The sequence below is a fragment of the Rhodanobacter sp. Root179 genome, assembly GCF_001428465.1.
Lineage (GTDB): Bacteria > Pseudomonadota > Gammaproteobacteria > Xanthomonadales > Rhodanobacteraceae > Rhodanobacter.
This window is the reverse complement of sequence record NZ_LMHR01000063.1, coordinates 15,122-32,815: the sequence shown is the minus strand read 5'-3', so window position 1 is coordinate 32,815 and position 17,694 is coordinate 15,122. Positions and strand designations below refer to the sequence as shown.

The following is a 17,694-nucleotide window of genomic DNA, read 5'->3' as shown; positions in this document are numbered from 1 at the left end:
CATGGGCGACATCATCGAGCGAGGCAAGAGCATGACCTGCAGGATTCCGCGACTGTCGCTGCGCCGTTGCCTCTCCGGGTTGCTCATCGCGCTGGTCGTCGCCGGCGCCCCGGCGCTGCCTGCCGCGCCGGCGCAGGATCTGGACGCCTTCGCCGCGCGGGCCATGAAGACCTTCGGCACACCGGGCATGGCGGTGACCATCGTCGATGGCCAGACCATCACCACGCACGGCTACGGCGTGCGCAAGCTGGGTGAGGCCGCGCGGGTCGACGCGCACACGATCTTCCCGATCGGTTCCAACACCAAGGCCTTCACCGCGGCAGCGCTGGCGATCCTGGTCGACCAGGGCAAGCTGCACTGGGACGACCGCGTGGTGGACAAGCTGCCCGGCTTTCGCATGTACGACGCCTATGCGTCGGCCGAGATGACGGTGACCGACCTGCTGGTGCATCGCAGCGGGCTGGGCCTGGGCGAGGGCGACCTGATGATGTTTCCCACCAGCGACCGCACGCGCGCGGAACTGGTGCATGACATCCGCTACCTGAAGCCGGTGCGCTCGTTCCGCGGCGGCTACGACTACGACAACGTGCTGTACATCGTCGCCGGGCAACTCGTCGAAGCCGTTTCCGGCCAGCGCTGGGAGGACTTCGTGCAGCAGCACATCCTCGACCCGCTGCAGATGCGCGACACGCAGACCAGCATCGATGCCCGCACCGCCGACCAGGCCGCGTTGCACGGCAAGAACACCACGCCGGTGCGCGGCGTCGGCCCCCAGCGGGTGCTGACCACGGTGATGACCGGCAGCGTGTTCGCGGCCGCCGGTGCGCTGCAGGTCAGTGCGGCCGACATGGGGCAATGGTTGCGGCTGCAGCTCGATGGCGGTCGGCGGAAGGACGCCAGGCCGATCTTCAGCGCCGCGGCCGCGAAGATGCTGTGGACGCCGCAGACGCTGATCCCGATCGCTCCGCTGCCGGCCGAGGTCGCGCTGGCGCAACCGCAATTCAACGCCTACGCACTGGGCTTCGAGGTGCAGGACTACCGCGGCCACCGGATCATCACCCATCTGGGCGGCGTGCTGGGCGGCTATTCCGCGGTGGTGATCATTCCGGAACGACACGCGGCGTTCGCCGTGATGCTCAACGCCGAAGATCCCGCCACCTTGCTGGCGATGCGCGAGCATCTGCTCGACAGCCTGCTGGGACTTCCCTCGCCGGACTGGATCGCCGGCTACGGCAGGATGTTCGAGGGGATCAGGGCGAGCGCTGCGGCGGCGCTGAAGACTGCGGGCAGTGACACGCAGTCCCGCGGTGCTCCGTCGCTGCCGCTTTCGGCATACGCCGGCGTGTATCGCGACCCGTGGTACGGCACGGCCACCCTGCGCCAGGATGCGAACGGTGCGCTGACGATCAGCTTCGATCGCTCGCCCGGGTTGCATGGCGTACTGGAGCACGTGCGCCACGACACCTTCCGCACGCACTGGGCGATGCCCGACGTGGAGGATGCCTACGTGAGCTTCGCGCTGAACCCCGATGGCAGCATCGCGCAGATGAGGATGAAGGCGGTGTCGCCGATCGCCGATTTCAGCTGGGACTACCAGGACCTGCGCTTCGTCCCGGTGGCTGCCGGCAAGTAGCGCGCTTCGTCCGGGACCTTGCTGCCGCGCCGACTGGCGGCCTGAGCTGGTTCGTTGCGTGTTGGCGTTGGATACTCGGCGCACTGACCGCAACGGGGCACGCCATGTTTCCACGACTTTTGCTGACGCTGCTGTGCCTGCTGCCGGTGGCGTCAATCGGCGCGACCGAGGCGCCCGCCACGCGCACCATCGTGCTGGTGCGCCACGGCTACTACCTGCCCGACGCGAAGGCTGACCCGAAACTGGGTCCGCACCTGGCGCCGATCGGCGTGGCCCAGGCGCATCTGGCCGGCGCCCGGCTGGCCGCCTTGCCGGAGCGCTTCGATGCGATGTACGTGAGCCCGGTGCAGCGTGCGCGCGACACCGCGGCCGTCATCGCCGGTGACTTTCCGGGCCGGCATTTCGAGGTGGTCGACGACCTGGCCGAATGCACGCCGCCGACCCGTCGCACCGAAGTGACCGCCGACGAGAAACCGGCGGACCTTGCGGCCTGCGCCCGCCAATTCGATCGCCTGTTCGCGGATTACTTCAAGCCGGCGCACGGCCACGCGCAGACCGAACTGATGGTTTGCCACGGCAACGTGATCCGCAACATGGTGGTCCGTGCACTGGGCGTCGACAGCAAGGCCTGGCTGGAAATGTCGGTGGGCAACGCCAGCATCACCAGAATCCTGGTCGAGGCCGACGGCCGCTTCAAGGTCATCTCGGTGGGCGACGTGGGACACATCCCGCCCACCCTGCGCACCGGTGCCACCGGCGATGCCGAACGCAGCCTGGCGATTCCGGCGTTGCCGTAGCGAACACCGGCGTTGCGATCACGCGTGATGCCGTTTCATCCCGTCAGCTCAGCACTGCACGCGGCCACCGGCCAGCTGCTTGCACGGGTGGAACACTGGTTCCTTCGGCGGCGGGCGGTGATGACCGTCGCCATCGCCGTGGTGGTCGTGATCGCGGCCCGGACGACGGTTCGGATACGGTACCCAGTACGCCGGCGGCGGGTTGTACGCCGGCTGTTGCTGCAGCTGGTCCTGGTAGGCGTCGTTCTGCTGGCGCAGGACTTCGTTCTCGCCCTGCAGGCGGTTGCGCTCGGCGGCCTCGTCGACCAGCGCCTGCTGCCGTTCCTGCTCGGCGCGCTGCTGCGCGGCGTAGGCTTCGTCGGCCTGGCGCTGTTCCTTCTCGTCCTGCGCCTGCTGGCGGGCCTCGATGCGCTGCTGGTACAGCGCTTCGAGGTGGTGCGAATCGGCATAGCTCTTCGCCAGCTTGTCCTGGCCCAGGCGCAGGTAGCGGTCGATGACTTCAGTGTCGTCGGCCTGGTGCAGCAGCTCGCCATTGCCCTGCGGGCAGGGATGGTCGGTGTAGCTGACCTGTCCGCCGACGGTGCACTTGTAGATGTTCTGCGCGCCCGCGGTGCCCGCGGCGGCCAGCAGCAGGAGCGCCAGGCATGACAGGGAAATTCGGTTCGGCCGGACTTTCATGGGGACGTCCATCCTGGATGACTAGGAGCGTGGGCGGTAGAAACCAAGCGAGCGAGGCAAAGTGGTTTTGAGTCAGGTTTCTCGATCATTTGAGGCGAATAGCCGTAGCTATTCAACGAAAGTGAGCGGAAAAGCTGGCCAAAACCACGCAGCCGCAGCCGCTTGGTTTCTACCGCCCACGCTTCTGGCATCGGCTGGATGTTGCCGCCGCGCGGGTTAGGCCGCGCTGAACGCGAGGGCGACGCGTCGACGGTAGCGCGGCCGGGTCGCGCCGTTCAAGCGGCAGGCGACGCTTCGGCCGGCTGGCGGCCGGCGCCCTGCCACGCGCGCAGGCCGATCACCGCCAGCACCACGAAGCCGGCGTACAGCACCGCGGTGATCAGCAGGTGCTTGTAGACGTACTCGCCCACGTAGATCACGTCCACCGCGATCCACAGCCACCACGCGGCCACGTGCCGCCGCGCCTGCCACCACTGGGCGACCAGGCTGAAGGCGGTCAGCGCCGCGTCCAGCCAGGGCAGGGCGGCGTCGGTGAGGTGATGCATGAAGGCGCCGAGCGCGATCGCGCCGACGCCGCCGATGGCGAGGTGGATGATCGCCTGACGCCGCGGCAGCGGCGCCACCTGGACGAGTCCGTCTTCGCCCAGGTGTTGCAGCCAGCGGTACCAGCCGTAGCCGATGAATCCGGCGAACGCCAGTTGCAGCAGTGCATCGGAATACAGCCTGGCGTCGACGAACACCCAGGCGTAGATCAGCACGGACACCAGCCCGATCGGCCAGCACCATGGCTGGCGCCGGGCGGTGAGCCAGACGCCAAGCGCGCTGACGATGGCCGCGATGAGTTCGACCCAGGTCATCTTCAGAACGCGAACGTCAGCGACAGGCGCGCCAGCCGCGGCGCGCCCGGGAACAGGTAGCTGTCGCCGCCGGAGCTGCCGGTGTCGCGCCAGTAGAAGCGGTTGAACGCGTTGTCGACACTGAGCCGCCAGGTCATCGCGTGGCCGTTCCACTGGCTGGCGTAGCGCAGGCCCGCATCGAACACGTGGTAGGCCGGCACCCGCGTCACGCCGTCGGGCGTGGCCACGTTGCTGCTGGCGTAGCGCCAGCCGCCGAGCAGGCTGAGCCGGTCGGCGAACGGCAGGCGATAGTCCAGGTACACCGCACTGCGCAGGCGCGGCACGTTGACCACCTGGTGGTCTTCGTAAGCGGGCGCGCCGTTGTCTTGCGCACGTGCGCGAATGAGGTTGACGCTGGCGGTGAGGCGCAGGCGATCGGTCAGCTGGCCGGCGGCGTTGAGTTCCAGTCCGGCATGCGCCTCGTTGCCCTGCTGGACGAAGGTGAAGCCCTCGGCGCTGCTGTCCGGTCGGGCGAACTGGTATGGCTGGCTGATGCGGTACAACGCCGCCGACAGACTCAGGGCATCGCTGGCGGCGTACTTCACGCCCGCCTCGGTCTGGCGCGCCAGCAGCGGGGCCAGCGTGGTGCCGCCGTTGGCGGTCCAGTACGGCGCCTCGTTGCCCAGCGACAGGCTTTCGCTGTAGCTGAGATAGGTGGTCAGCCGCGTGGTGGGCTGGTACAGCACGGCCGCCTGCGGCAGGAACTTGCCCAGTCGCGTGTCGCGCTCGGGCACGCCGTCGGAATCATTGGCGCGTTCGTGCAGGCGCACGAAACGCCCGCCGGCCAGCAACTGCCACTGCGTGCCGAGATGCAGGCGATCCAGCGCGAACACGGAATGCTGCCAGCTGGTCAGGCGACGCACCGAGGCGCCCGGCTGATTCGGCGACGGCGCGAAGTACGGCGGGTCCAGCTGATCGATGTTGGCGGTGCCGACGTAGTCGTACACGTCGGCGCGACGGTCGATGGTGCGGCGGAACGCGCTGGCGCCCAGGCTGATCTCGTGGCTGACCGCGCCGGTGTCGAACGCGCCCTTCAGCACCGCGCGCGCTTCGTCGTTGGCGCGGGTGTCGTCGGGGCTGCGGTAGTCGTAGACGTCGTAGTCGCCGTTGGGTGCGAAGAACCAGCCCGGCGTGGCGCCGCTGGCGCAGTCGGTCGAGTAGAAGCAGCCGTAGGCGAACGCCACGTTGTCGTCGATCACCGCGCGGCTGTGGCTGGCCGAGAGCTGGGCCGTCCAGGCATCAGCCAGGCGGTAGTCGAGGCGCAGCGTGCTGTTGCTGGCGTCGATGCCGACCGGCTGCTGCCACGGTTCGAAGCCGAGCATGCGGGTGCGCTCGGGATGCGCGGGGATCACGCGGCCGCCGAGCAGCTGGTAGCCGGACACCGAGCGCTGCGAGCTGGACTGATAGTTGCTGTCCAGTTGCAGGGTGGCGTTCGGGCTGATCTTCCAGTCGGCTGCCAGCGAGATGAAGTTGCGCCGGCCGTCGGCGTGGTCGACGTAGGACTGCACGCCGTCATGGGCCGCGTTGACCCGCACGCCGAACGTCGGCGACAGCCAGCCGCCGACGTCTATGGCGAGGTAGCGCGAACCGTGCGAATCGGTGCCGATGGTGGCGCTGCGCACGTCGGTCGGCCGCTTGCTGACGTAGTTGACCAGGCCGCCCGGCGCCACCACGCCCGCTTCGAGGCCGCCCAGGCCCTTGAGGATTTCCACCCGCTGCTTGTCTTCCAGCGCGATCGGCTGTTCGCCGACCAGGCTCATTTCGTTGAGCTTGTAGCCGGTGGCCAGGTCGAGCGCGTAGCCGCGGATGGCGACATCCTGGTAGTAACCGACCGGCGCGTAGCTGTCGCCGAGTGCGGCGTCGCTGCGTGCCAGTTCGCTCAGCGTATGCGGCTGGCGGTCGTCGATCTGGTCGCGGGTGATCACGGTGATCGCGGCGGGCGTGTCCTGCAGCGGCGCATTGCCAAAGCTGCCGAAGGTGTCCAGTTGCGAGTTGTCGGCGTGGTAGCCGTTGCTGCCGTTCGCGTTCACGTGGACCGGCGACAGGCGCGTGGCCTGCGGTTCGCCGGCGGTATCCGTGGCATGCACGGGGGCGATCACCGCGAGCAGGGCGAGCAGCAGGGGAGTGCGGGAAAGAAGCATCGTCATCGTCGTCGTCAAGGGAGTACGGACGAAGCGACGGCGACCCGGCAGTCGCAAGGACGCGCCGGATCTGCAAGCTCCCTACGCCGGTACAAGCCGGATCAGGTTCCAAGGGACTCTCTCAGCCCGGCTACGCCGGGCACCCCCGCTTCAAGAACGCGTATTGAACCACGGATCGAGCGGAACTGCTCGAGCTTCCATCGCGTGTCCGGTACATGCCCGGACGCGCTCACGCGAATCAGCCACTTGCGTGACTGCTCCGCGCCCGGCTATCCGTGGCCGGACTGAGAGGTTGAAAACGCACAACCTCTCAGTCGAGGTCGCGGATGAGTTGCAGCAGGGCCTGTCCCGGCGGCGTGTGGAACCACGCGGCATGGCCGCGCAGGAAGGTGTCCCAGGCCACGTCGGCGTTGGCCGGGGACTGCGTGATGCCCTGGAAGTACTCGACTTCGGACAGCGCGAAATCCACGTGCACCAGCGGCAGCAGGCTGGCCAGCAGCTGCCGGTCGTCGCGGCTCAATGGCCGCTGCCGGTGATAGCCGTCGATCAGCGCCCGGGCGATGTCGGGGTGGGCGACGTCGTTGCGCCGATCCAGCTCCAGCCAGGCGATCGCGTTGCGCTCGATCGCGGTGGCCAGGTCGAACAGTGCGAAGTTGCGCGCGCACAGGCCGAAGTCGAGCACGTCGCTGATCCGTGCGCCGGCGCCGTCGTCACTCCAGTAAAGGTTCGACACGTGCCAGTCGCCGTGGGTCCACAGCGGCGGCTGCCGTGCAAGCCCCGGCTGGGCGGCGGCGTGCCACGGGGCCAGCAGGTCGCCCAGCTCGTCCTGCCAGTGGCGATCGCGCAGATAGGCGGCCAGCGCGGGCCGCTGCGGCAGTTGCGCGGCCAGCGTCGCGACGGGATCGACGGCGCAGATCAGTTCGCTGCGTGCGACCAGGATGTGGGTGCTGCGCTGGGCGGCGCGATAGTCGGCGGCGGCCTCGTGCAGGCTGGCCAGCATCTGTCCGGCGACCAGTGCGTGCTCGCGGTCGGACAGCGGTTCCCACGAGATCGTTTCGCGGTACAGGTCGATCCCGTCAGCACAGCGGTGCACTTCGTACACCCACTCGCCGCGTGCGGTGACCGTGCCGCCACCGGCGTGGCGCAATACCTCGGGGATCGGCACGCCGCGCTCGCGCAGGTGCGCGATGAAGCGATGTTCCTCGCCCAGCGTTTCCACGCCGCGCACGCGCTGGTGATGGCGCTTGACGAAGCACGTGCCGCGCGGGCTTTCGACCAGGCACGCCGCCGACAGCGGGCGCGGACTGTGCCAGGCGATGCGGGCCGGGTCGCCGATGGCGGGATAGTCGCGCAGCACGGCTTCGACTTCGTCCGCGCGCAGCGGTGGCCAATCCGGCGGCGTGTTGTCGCCGGCCAGTCCGTGGGCGAGGTGGGTGAGGTCATTCATCGGGGCCATGGTGCCATGGGCAATCGCAAGCGGCGGATTATCGCCGACGGTTCCGCGATGGCGGCTTTTCAGTCGTGCCCGCTTCGCGTCTAATTGCCGGACTTTCCCCGCGGCACCCGTTCGATGAGTGCGATGTTGTTGCTGTTCGTCTGCCTGATTCTCGGCACCCTGGTGGCGCGCTACGCGAAGCCGCCGGCCGGCATCGTGCAGGGCATCAACTGGTGGGTGCTGAACGTGGCGCTGTCGGCGCTGGTGCTGGAACTGATTCCGAAGGTCAGCTTCGATCCCCAGCTGTGGTTCCTGGTGGCGGTGATGTGGCTGACCTTCGGCGGCGCGTGGCTGCTGTTCGGCCTGCTCGGGCCGCGGCTGGGCTGGTCGCGCCAGCGTACGGGCGCGCTGATCCTGGTTTGCGGGCTGGGCAACACCTCGTTCATGGGTTATCCGCTGATGGAGGCGCTGCACGGCAAGCAGGGGCTGGCGCTGGCCGTGGTGGCCGACCAACTGGGCTGCTTCCCGGTGCTGGCGATCGGCGGCATCGTGGTGGCCTCGCTGTATTCGGGGCGCAAGCCGGAGCTGGGCCTGGTAGCCCGCCGCATCTTCACCTTCCCGCCCACCATCGCGCTGCTGATCGGCATCGTGGCCGGTATGTGCGGAGGCTGGCCGCCACTGCTGGACGGGGTGTTTGTGCCGATCGGCGCCACGCTGACCCCGCTGGCGCTGTTTTCGGTCGGCCTGCAGTTCAGGTTCCACCCCGGCCAGCGGCAACTGGGGGCGGCCAGCTGGGGCCTGGCCTGGAAGCTGTTGCTGGCGCCGGTGCTGTGCTGGGCCATGGGGGCTGCCGCCGGCGTCGACGGACTGGTCCTGACCGTGGGCGTGCTGCAGGCGGCGATGGCGCCGATGGTGTCCGCCACGATCCTGGCCGACGAATACGGGCTGGAACCGACCCTGGCCAATACCGTGCTGGGCGCCGGCATCGTGCTGTCCCTGCTGACCATTCCGCTGGGCAACGCGCTGCTTGGCGGGTAACGCATTTCTTGCGTCCGACGCGGAGTACGTCGAAACTAGCCCGAACGGGGCAGGGGAGCTCGGGGCATGGCTGGTTTCGAACTGATCAAGCGGCTGTTCGGCAGCGAACATGGCGAACGTCGTGCCGTGCCGCGCACCGGGGAACCCAAGAGCGCGTGCATCCTGGTCGTCGACGATTCGGCCACCATCCGCGCGGTGATCGGCAAGATGCTGATGCAGAACGGCCACATGGTGTTGAAGGCGGCCGACGGCGAGCAGGCACTGGCGACGGCGCGTCGGGAAAGCCCCGACCTGATCTTCCTCGACATCGTGATGCCCGGCATGAGCGGCTTCGCGGTGCTGCGCGCACTGCGCCACGACCCGCTGACCCGCGACATCCCGATCGTGATGATCAGCGGCAACCTGCAGGCCACCGAGCAGTTCTACGTGCAGCGTTTCGGCGCCGATGATTTCATGAAGAAGCCGTTTGGCCGCGGTGAAGTGTTTGCCCGCATCGAACACCTGACCCGCAGCGGACGCCTGGTCGTGCGCCCGCGGGCGGAGGTGGAAGCGCCCGCGGGCGAGCCCGAGCACACCGAGGCCGAGCATGCGGCGATTCCCGATATCGCCATGCCCGACCCGCACGACATGGTCGCGCCGGCCGCCACGCACGACTGAAGCACGTCGATGGCGCGACAATGGGCGCCATGAACAAGTCTCCGATACCCGCGCCGGCCACCACACGCGTCGACGTGTGGCTGTGGGCCGCACGTTTCTTCAAGACCCGCAGCCTCGCCAAGCAGGCCATCGACGGTGGTCGCATCGACGTCAATGACGCCGGCTGCAAACCGGCAAGAACGCTCCATTCGGGCGACCGCCTGAAGATCAGCCGCGGTGAGGAACGGATGGAAGTCGAGGTGCTGGCGTTGTCCGATCGGCGGGGGCCGGCAAGCGCCGCACAGCTTCTCTATCGTGAGACCGAGGCCAGCCGCGTGGCACGCGAGGCGGCGCGCGAGCTGCATCACCTGATCGGTGCCAGCGGTCCGCCGAAACGACCGGACAAGCAGGCGCGGCGTGATCTGCGCCGGCTCAAGCATGATCGTTGAGCCGCCGCGGATCAGACGCCAGTCGAGGCGGCACGGCCTTCAATAGTCGCGAATTCGCGGGTAAAACCCGTGGAAAACGGCGTTTCTTCGTGGGCTCTGAGCAGTGCATCGCAGAATGCCCTGCGTGGATGGAGGACTATCCCTTCAAATCCACCGGGTTGGCGATCCAGCCACCACATGGCCGCGGAGGCTTGCATGGACGGACACGCACTGAAGAATGGCATCGGCTTTTTCAAGCGCCTGCTGGGCAACCATGTCGAGGCCATCCATCGCGTTGAAGCGCAGGCACCGCTGGGTGCGCGCATGCTGGTGGTCGACGATTCCCCCACGATCTGCGCCGTGCTGGGCAAGATGCTGCGGCAGGACGGTTACGCCGTGCTGAAAGCCGGCGACGGCAAGGCGGCGATCGAGCTGGCGCGCAGCGAGCAGCCGTCACTGATCTTCCTGGACATCGTGATGCCGGGCATGAACGGCTTCGCGGTGCTGCGCGCGCTGCGCCATGACCCGCTGACGCGGGACATCCCGATCGTGATGATCAGTGGCAACCCGCAGGCCACCGAGCAGTTCTACGTGCAGCGTTTCGGCGCCGACGACTTCATGCAGAAGCCCTTCGACCGCGACGAGGTGTATCTGCGCATCGGCCAGCTGGTGCAGTCGGGACGATTGCCCGCACGTCAGGATTCGCCACTGGTCGAGCAGCAGCCCGCTGCGCTGGAGGCGGTCGAGTTGACCGCCGAAGACCTGACCGACATTCCGGATATCGCCATGCCGGATGCGGACGTGACCGCGCAGCTGGCCGCGCCGGCAACACCGCCGCCGCTGGTCCTGAAGCTGGCCCACGGTATCGGTTGAGCGCGGACTGTTCCGCAACGGCCTCGGCCGGTGAAGAAATTCGCTGCCCGCGGTCCGGAATGATCGCAGCTCTCAGCCTTCATCCGCCTCGCGGTAGATCGGCACGTCGGGATTGCGCCGGAAGGTGAAGATCAGGCTGGTCTCGATATGCGCCACTTCCGGTCGCGTGGTGAATGCATCCAGCGCGAAATCGCGCAGATGGTCGCTGTCGGCCACCGCCACGTGCAGCAGGTAATCGTTGGCGCCGGCCACGTGATAGAACGCCAGTACCTCGCGCAGGGTCAGCAGGTAGGCGTGGAAGGCGTCCAGATCTTCGCGCGAATGGCGCGCCAACCGCACGCTGATCATCGCCTGCAGGCCGATGCCCACCGCCGCCGGGGCAACCTCCGCGTGGTAACCGCTGATCGAGCCGCTTTCGCGCAGCCGGCGCACCCGCTCCAGCGCCGTCGAGGGGGCCACGCCCACCCGTTCGGCCAGTGTCTTGTTGGGCAGCCGCGCGTTCTTCCGCAGCTCGCGCAGTATGGCGAAGTCGATTCGGTCCAGGCGCATGATTCGGGCTTTGGCGAAATTAAATTCGGTGATGGATTTTCAGCATAGCGGATGATTCTAGTATCCGGGCATTCCATCGAATGAGGCTGGACTGATGCCGCGTCTTGAAACACTGGGTGTACATGCCGGTCGCGAGGATTTCGGTGAGCTGGGCGTGCACGCGCCGCCGCTGGACCTGTCCACCACCTATCCGGTGCGCGACCTGGCCGAGGGCACCACCAGCTTCGATGCGCTGGTGGGCGGCGCGGCGACGGCGGCCAATCCGATCTACGCGCGCCTGCACAACCCCACCGTGGCGCGTTTCGAGAACGCGCTGGCGCAGCTGGAAGGCACCACCGATGCCGTCGCGTTCGGCTCGGGCATGGCGGCGATGTCGGCCTGCCTGCTCGCCGCCGGCCAGCGCGGCCGGCATGTGCTGGCGGTGCGCCCGTTGTACGGCACCAACGATCATCTGTTGAACTCGGGCCTGCTCGGCATCGCCACGCGTTGGGTCGAGCCGAAGGACGTGGCCGACGCGATCAATGCCGACACGGCGCTGGTGATCATCGAGACGCCGGCCAACCCCACGCTGGACCTGATCGACATCGCCGCCGTTGTGAAGGCGGCCGGCTCGGTGCCGGTGCTGGTCGATTCCACCTTTGCCACCCCGGTGCTGCAGCAACCGGCCGCGCTGGGCGCCACGCTGGTATTGCACAGCGCGACCAAGTTCCTCGGCGGCCACGGCGACGTGATCGCCGGCGTGGTCGCCTGCGACGCCGAATGGGCCGCGGCGCTGCGCCAGGTGCGGGCCGCCACCGGCGGCCTGCTGCATCCGCTGGGAGCCTACCTACTGCATCGCGGCCTGCAGACCTTGTCGCTGCGCGTGCTGAAGGCGCAGGACAACGCGCAGAGGCTGGCGAAGCTGCTGGCGGCGCATCCGGTGGTGGCGAAGGTGTGCTACCCCGGCCTCGGCACGGTGGCGAATGCGCATCTGGTCGACACGCAGATGCATGGCCCGGGCAGCCTGATGGCGTTCGAGATGCATGGTGGGCATGCGGCCGCCAGCGCGGTGATGGCTGCGGTGAGGCTGGCCACGCCGGCGGTCAGTCTGGGCTCGGTCGATACGCTGATCCAGCACCCGGCCGGGCTGACCCATCGCGTCGTCGACGCCGCCACCCAGGCGCAGCACGGCATCACGCCGGGTCTGCTGCGTCTGTCGGCGGGCATCGAGCATGTCGACGACCTGTGGGCCGATCTGAGTCAGGCGCTGGACGCGGCGCGGCTCAGCGCAGCGGCCTGACGATTCCAGCCGCACGCAGGCGGCAACAGTTGGGGAGGGGTATCGCCGATCCTGATCATCGGCGATGGGTCGGGAGGGCCTGGAAAGGCCGGCGTCACAGGGCGCCGGCCTTTTTTCATGCGCTCAGTTCAGCGACTTGAGGCGGTACAGCGCCTCCAGTGCCTCGCGCGGGGTCAGTGCATCCGGATCGATGTCTGCCAGCGCACGCTCGGCGGCAGACGGTTGGGCGGCGGCGAACAAGCCCAACTGCGGCGAGGCTTCGGCTGCGCGTGCCGGTGCACTGACGTGCTGGTGCATGCCGCGTTCGAGTTCGGTCAGGGTGCGTTTCGCATCGGCGATCACGGACTTCGGCAGGCCGGCCAATGCCGCCACCTGCAGGCCAAAGCTGCGGTTGGCCGGACCGTCCTTCACCGCGTGCATGAATACCAGTTGCTCGCCCCGCTTTTGATCGTGCAGCTCGACGGCGTCCAGGTGCACGTTGGCGATCGACGGGAATTCGCCGGCCAGTTCGGTCAGCTCGAAATAATGCGTGGCGAACAAGGTGTATGCACGGCAATGGCGTGCCAGATGCACCGCCGCGGCGCGTGCCAGCGACAGGCCGTCGTAGGTGCTGGTGCCGCGGCCGACCTCGTCCATCAGCACCAGGCTGTCGGCGGTGGCGTTGTGCAGGATGTTGGCCGTCTCGCTCATCTCCACCATGAAGGTGGACTGACCGCGCGACAGGTCGTCGCCGGCGCCGATGCGGGTGAAGATGCGATCGATCGGGCCGATCACCGCACGGCTGGCCGGCACGTAGCTGCCGATGTGGGCGAGCAGCACGATCAGCGCGTTCTGGCGCATGTAGGTGCTCTTGCCGCCCATGTTGGGGCCGGTGATCACCAGCATGCGGCGCGCGTCGTCGAGCTTCAAATCGTTCGGCTCGAACGGTTCGTCGCGGACTTTTTCCACCACCGGATGGCGGCCGCGTTCGATGCAGATGCCCGGCTCGTCGGTGAGTTCGGGCGCGCTCCAGTCCAGTGCCTCGGCACGTTCGGCCAGGGTGGCGAGCACGTCGAGCGCGGCGATCGCGCTGGCCGCGGCCTTCAACGGTTCGAGCTTTTCGGTGAGCGTGTCGAGCAGCGCTTCGTACAACGCGCGCTCGCGCATCAGCGAGCGTTCCTTCGCCGACAGCACCTTGTCCTCGAAGCTCTTCAGCTCCTCGGTGATGTAGCGCTCGGCGTTCTTCGTGGTCTGCCGGCGCGTGTAATGCGTGGGCGCCTTGTCGGACTGTCCCTTGCTGATCTCGATGTAATAGCCGTGCACACGGTTGTAGCCGACTTTCAGCGTGCTGATGCCGCTGGCGGCCTTCTCGCGCTCCTCCAGTTCGACCAGGTACTGGTCGGCGTGGGTGGACAGGCGGCGCAGTTCGTCGAGTTCGGTGTCGTAGCCGTCGGCGACCACGCCGCCGTCGCGCTGCAGTACCGGCGGCTGTTCGACGATGGCGCGGGCGAGCAGGGCGGCCGTGTCCGCGTGGTCGCCGATGCTTTCGACCAGGGTGTGCAGGAGCGGGCTGTCCAGCGTGGCGATCTGTTCGCGCAACTTCGGCGCGGCGGCAAGGCCATCGCGCAGGGTCGACAGATCGCGCGGTCGCGCCGAGCGCAGCGCCACGCGGGCGAGGATGCGTTCGAGGTCGCCGATGCCGCGCAGCTGTTCGCGCAGGGATTCGTGGCGGCGACTGTCGATCAGCATGCCGATCGCCTGATGACGCCGGCGCAGGGCCTGGCGCGAACGCAACGGGCGGGTCAGCCAGCGACGCAGTGCGCGCGCTCCCATCGGCGTCACGGTTTCGTCGAGCACGCCGAGCAGGCTGTGTTCGATGCGACCGCTGGGATGGGTGTCCAGTTCCAGATTGCGCCGGGTGGCGGCGTCCAGCGCGATCGTCTCGCTGGCGCTTTCCACCGCCATGCCGGTGAGGTGGGGCAGTGCGCTCTTCTGGGTTTCCTCGACGTAGCCGAGCAGGCAGCCGGCAGCGGCGACCGCCAGCGGCATGCCGTCGACGCCGAAACCGCCCAGGTCGCGCGTGCCGAAGAAGCGATTGAGCTCGCGCTTCGCCGCATCGGCATCGAAATGCCACGGCGGCCGCTTGCGCAGTCCGGGCAGGGCGCTGACCAGTTTCGGCCAGGCCACGTCCTCGCCGACCAGGGTCTCGGCCGGCTGCAGTCGCGCCAGTTCGGCAGCCAGCGCCTCGGCGCTCGGTACTTCGCTGAGCAGGAAGCGGCCGCTGGACAGGTCGACCCAGGCCAGGCCGTAGTCGCCGCGGGTGCCGGCGGCGATCGCCAGCAGCAGGTTGTCGCGGCGATCCTCGAGCAAGGCTGCATCGGTCACCGTGCCGGGCGTGATGATGCGCACCACCTTGCGCTCGACGATGCCCTTGGCCAGGGCCGGATCGCCCATCTGCTCGCAGATCGCCACCGATTCGCCCAGCCGCACCAGCCGCGCCAGGTAGTTCTCGGCCGCGTGGTAGGGCACGCCGGCCATCGGGATCGGCGCACCACCGGATTGCCCGCGCTGGGTCAGGGTGATGTCGAGCAGCCGCGCCGCCTTGCGGGCGTCGTCGTAGAACAGCTCGTAGAAATCGCCCATGCGGAAGAACAGCAGTACGTCCGGATGCTCGGCCTTGGCCGAAAGGTACTGGCGCATGAACGGGGTGTGTTTGGTGAGATCGTCTTGGCTCATGCAATGCAAGTCTTGGCGTGGTCGCGCGGAACGGGTAGAACGGTGCCTCTGCGCGTGGCGCAAAGCGTTCAAGTCCGGGAGTCTCGCATGGAGTTGTTGTCTGTTCCTACCGATGCGGAGTTGCTGGCACTGGCTGCAGAGGCCGCGGCCGAGGTGCAGCGCTGTCGGCTGATGCTGGTGACGGCGGAATCCTGCAGCGGCGGCTGGATCGCCAAGACGCTGACCGACTTGCCGGGCAGTTCGGCCTGGTATGACGCCGGCGTGGTGACCTACAGCTACGAGGCGAAGGAGGCGCTGCTCGGCGTCAATCCCCGCACGCTGGAGCATGCCGGCGCGGTCAGCGAGGAAACCGTGCTGGAAATGGTCTCCGGCGCACTGGCGCGTTTCGGCGCCGGCGTGGCGGTGGCGGTGACCGGCATCGCCGGGCCTTCCGGAGGCATGCCGGACAAACCGGTGGGCACGGTCTGGATCGGCTGGAAGCGTCGTGGCGGCTACGCCCATGCGCGGCTGTTCCATTTCCCGGGCGACCGCGAGGCGGTGCGCCGACAAACAGTGGCCGCCGCGCTCATCGGCTTGCGCAAAACGCTGACGGAGTGACACGCGATCGGCCGCCAGACCGGCTTGACCAGTGTGGGATACTGGCCGCGTACACGTCGCTCCGCGCCGATGGCGCAGATCGCAGCCCGTGAGATTCGACCCGGGCATCATGCTCCCCATTCACAGCCCAACCGGAATACCTACGATGGATGACAACAAGCGCAAGGCGCTCACCTCCGCCCTCGGCCAGATCGAAAAGCAGTTCGGCAAGGGTGCCGTCATGCGCATGGGCGATCGCGTCAACGAGGCGATCGAGACGATCTCCACCGGCTCGCTGGGACTGGACATCGCGCTGGGCGTCGGCGGCCTGCCGCGCGGTCGCGTGGTCGAGATCTACGGCCCGGAATCCTCCGGCAAGACCACCATGACCCTGCAGGCGATCGCCAGCTGCCAGCGCGCCGGCGGCACCGCCGCGTTCATCGACGCCGAGCACGCGCTCGACCCGACCTACGCCGAGAAGCTGGGCGTCAAGGTCGACGACCTGCTGGTGTCGCAGCCGGATACCGGCGAACAGGCGCTGGAAATCGCCGACATGCTGGTGCGCTCCGGCGCGGTGGACATGGTGGTGGTCGACTCGGTCGCCGCGCTGACCCCGAAGGCGGAAATCGAGGGCGAGATGGGCGACTCCCACGTCGGCCTGCACGCCCGCCTGATGAGCCAGGCGCTGCGCAAACTCACCGCCAACATCAAGAAGTCCGGTTGCCTGGTGATCTTCATCAACCAGATCCGCATGAAGATCGGCGTGATGTTCGGCAGCCCGGAAACCACCACCGGCGGCAACGCGCTGAAGTTCTACGCCTCGGTGCGCCTGGACATCCGCCGCATCGGCGCGGTGAAGAAGGGTGACGAGATCATCGGTTCGGAAACCCGCGTCAAGGTGGTCAAGAACAAGGTGGCGCCGCCGTTCCGACAGACCGAGTTCGAGATCCTGTACGGCGAGGGCACTTCGCGCGAGGGCGAGATCATCGAGCTGGGCGTGGCGCAGAACCTGATCGACAAGTCCGGCGCCTGGTACAGCTACAACGGCGACCGCATCGGCCAAGGCAAGGAGAACGTGCGCCAGTTCCTGCGCGACAACCCGGCGATCGCCAACGAGATCGACAAGCAGCTGCGCGAACGCCTGCTGGTGCCGGTCGGCCGGCCGGCTGCCGCCGCCGCTGAAGAGGCGCTCGAGGAAGCGTGAACCGTGAGGGTTGACGGTCTGTTGCATGCACATGGCCCGGCTTGCCCGGGCCATGTGCGTTTTGGTCCGGTGTCGTAGGCGTATTCGGGCGCGACAATGCAGGCCTTCCCGGTCGTTGCTCCTGAGCGTGGATCCGCAGGGGTGGAGTCGAGGGGCGCCCTTTGACTTCGCTGCGCTACGCTCAGGGGGAACCGCGGGGGAAATCCGCTCGTATCGGGTGCCCGTTTGCATGGCGATGAAGATGAAAAAGCGTCCTGGCACGAATGACCCGGCCAAGCCGAAACGCAGCGCCTACGACAAGGCGCTGGGCCTGCTGGCGCGCCGTGAACATTCGCGCAAGGAGCTGAAGACCAAGCTGCGCCAGGGCGGCTACGAAGGTGACGAAGCCGTCGCTGCGCTGGACCGCCTCGGCGAGCAGCACTACCAGGACGATGACCGCTTCGCCGAGGTGCTGCTGCGCAGCCGGATCGCGCAAGGCTATGGGCCTGTGCGCCTGCGCCAGGAGCTGAAAAGCCACGGTCTGGCCGATGCGCGCATCCGCGAGCTGATGGATGAAGCCGAGGTCGACTGGGGTGCCTCGGCCGCAGCCCAACTGCGTCGCCGCTATGGCGGGAAGGGCGCCGCGGACCCCGCCGAACGCGCCCGCCGGGCGCAATTCCTCTTGCGTCGCGGCTTTGCCGCCGCCACAGTACGGAATGTTACCCACGCCGATGTGGACGACGCCGACGATATTTCCTGACATCCATCGCCTCGCGGCCATGGGTTGACGGAGCGATTGGCCCGGTCTCGGCGTGGCCCGTTGCCGCCAGCCATCGC

General features: G+C 68.0%; 16 protein-coding genes and 1 riboswitch. Of the genes, 10 read left to right on the top strand and 6 right to left on the bottom strand.

Going from position 1 to position 17,694, the window contains the following annotated elements:
• Position 1 precedes the first annotated feature (1 nt).
• The gene (locus ASD82_RS05780; RefSeq protein WP_056716739.1) at positions 2-1,633 is read left to right on the top strand and encodes a serine hydrolase; all 1,632 of its coding nucleotides are present in this window, start codon (positions 2-4) and stop codon (positions 1,631-1,633) included.
• Between the two features lie 104 nt (positions 1,634-1,737).
• Positions 1,738-2,430: a histidine phosphatase family protein gene (locus tag ASD82_RS05775; RefSeq protein WP_082585258.1), complete on the top strand. Its 693-nt coding sequence runs from the start codon at positions 1,738-1,740 to the stop codon at positions 2,428-2,430.
• 48 nt (positions 2,431-2,478) lie between these two features.
• On the opposite strand, the gene ASD82_RS05770 is transcribed toward ASD82_RS05775, so the two are convergent.
• The 4 genes from ASD82_RS05770 to ASD82_RS05755 all read right to left on the bottom strand — a co-directional run bounded on the left by ASD82_RS05770 (position 2,479) and on the right by ASD82_RS05755 (position 7,592).
• Positions 2,479-3,108 (bottom strand): DUF4124 domain-containing protein, encoded by a 630-nt coding sequence (locus ASD82_RS05770; RefSeq protein ID WP_200950236.1) that lies wholly within the window; start codon positions 3,106-3,108, stop codon positions 2,479-2,481.
• 275 nt (positions 3,109-3,383) lie between these two features.
• Complete coding sequence (gene pnuC / locus ASD82_RS05765; protein ID WP_007806225.1) at positions 3,384-3,965, bottom strand: nicotinamide riboside transporter PnuC; 582 nt, start codon at positions 3,963-3,965, stop codon at positions 3,384-3,386.
• Between the two features lie 2 nt (positions 3,966-3,967).
• Positions 3,968-6,151, bottom strand: a complete 2,184-nt coding sequence (locus ASD82_RS05760) for a TonB-dependent siderophore receptor (RefSeq protein WP_056716735.1) — start codon at positions 6,149-6,151, stop codon at positions 3,968-3,970.
• 55 nt (positions 6,152-6,206) lie between these two features.
• Positions 6,207-6,302, bottom strand: a riboswitch (TPP riboswitch).
• Between the two features lie 153 nt (positions 6,303-6,455).
• Positions 6,456-7,592 carry a phosphotransferase gene (locus ASD82_RS05755; RefSeq protein ID WP_056716733.1) on the bottom strand — a complete coding sequence of 379 codons (1,137 nt, stop codon included), beginning with the start codon at positions 7,590-7,592 and terminating at the stop codon, positions 6,456-6,458.
• Positions 7,593-7,724: 132 nt separating this feature from the next.
• On the opposite strand from ASD82_RS05755, the gene ASD82_RS05750 reads away from it, so the two are divergent.
• The 4 genes from ASD82_RS05750 to ASD82_RS05735 all read left to right on the top strand — a co-directional run bounded on the left by ASD82_RS05750 (position 7,725) and on the right by ASD82_RS05735 (position 10,555).
• A complete protein-coding gene (locus tag ASD82_RS05750; RefSeq protein WP_056716783.1) occupies positions 7,725-8,618 on the top strand; it encodes an AEC family transporter in 894 nt (297 codons plus the stop codon).
• A gap of 66 nt (positions 8,619-8,684) precedes the next feature.
• On the top strand, positions 8,685-9,275 hold the full coding sequence (locus ASD82_RS05745; protein WP_056716731.1) for a response regulator: 591 nt from the start codon (positions 8,685-8,687) through the stop codon (positions 9,273-9,275).
• Between the two features lie 20 nt (positions 9,276-9,295).
• Positions 9,296-9,703, top strand: a complete 408-nt coding sequence (locus ASD82_RS05740; protein WP_056716728.1) for an RNA-binding S4 domain-containing protein — start codon at positions 9,296-9,298, stop codon at positions 9,701-9,703.
• A gap of 195 nt (positions 9,704-9,898) precedes the next feature.
• Positions 9,899-10,555, top strand: a complete 657-nt coding sequence (locus ASD82_RS05735; RefSeq protein WP_056716726.1) for a response regulator — start codon at positions 9,899-9,901, stop codon at positions 10,553-10,555.
• Positions 10,556-10,627: 72 nt separating this feature from the next.
• On the opposite strand, the gene ASD82_RS05730 is transcribed toward ASD82_RS05735, so the two are convergent.
• Positions 10,628-11,104 (bottom strand): Lrp/AsnC family transcriptional regulator, encoded by a 477-nt coding sequence (locus ASD82_RS05730; RefSeq protein WP_056716724.1) that lies wholly within the window; start codon positions 11,102-11,104, stop codon positions 10,628-10,630.
• Between the two features lie 94 nt (positions 11,105-11,198).
• Here ASD82_RS05730 and ASD82_RS05725 point away from each other — a divergent pair, with 94 nt between their 5' ends.
• Positions 11,199-12,383, top strand: a complete 1,185-nt coding sequence (locus tag ASD82_RS05725) for an aminotransferase class I/II-fold pyridoxal phosphate-dependent enzyme (RefSeq protein ID WP_056716722.1) — start codon at positions 11,199-11,201, stop codon at positions 12,381-12,383.
• A 123-nt stretch (positions 12,384-12,506) separates the two neighbouring features.
• Here the strand turns inward: ASD82_RS05725 and mutS are convergent, their stop codons facing one another.
• On the bottom strand, positions 12,507-15,098 hold the full coding sequence (gene mutS, locus ASD82_RS05720) for a DNA mismatch repair protein MutS (protein WP_056716720.1): 2,592 nt from the start codon (positions 15,096-15,098) through the stop codon (positions 12,507-12,509).
• Between the two features lie 87 nt (positions 15,099-15,185).
• Here mutS and ASD82_RS05715 point away from each other — a divergent pair, with 87 nt between their 5' ends.
• From ASD82_RS05715 to ASD82_RS05705, 3 genes are all read left to right on the top strand, one after another.
• The gene (locus ASD82_RS05715) at positions 15,186-15,695 is read left to right on the top strand and encodes a CinA family protein (protein WP_082542815.1); all 510 of its coding nucleotides are present in this window, start codon (positions 15,186-15,188) and stop codon (positions 15,693-15,695) included.
• 145 nt (positions 15,696-15,840) lie between these two features.
• Entirely contained in the window at positions 15,841-16,878 is a 1,038-nt protein-coding gene (recA, locus tag ASD82_RS05710) for a recombinase RecA (RefSeq protein WP_007806195.1), read from the top strand.
• A 229-nt stretch (positions 16,879-17,107) separates the two neighbouring features.
• Positions 17,108-17,617, top strand: coding sequence for a regulatory protein RecX (locus ASD82_RS05705; protein ID WP_082585257.1), 510 nt, complete (start codon positions 17,108-17,110; stop codon positions 17,615-17,617).
• Positions 17,618-17,694: the final 77 nt, after the last annotated feature.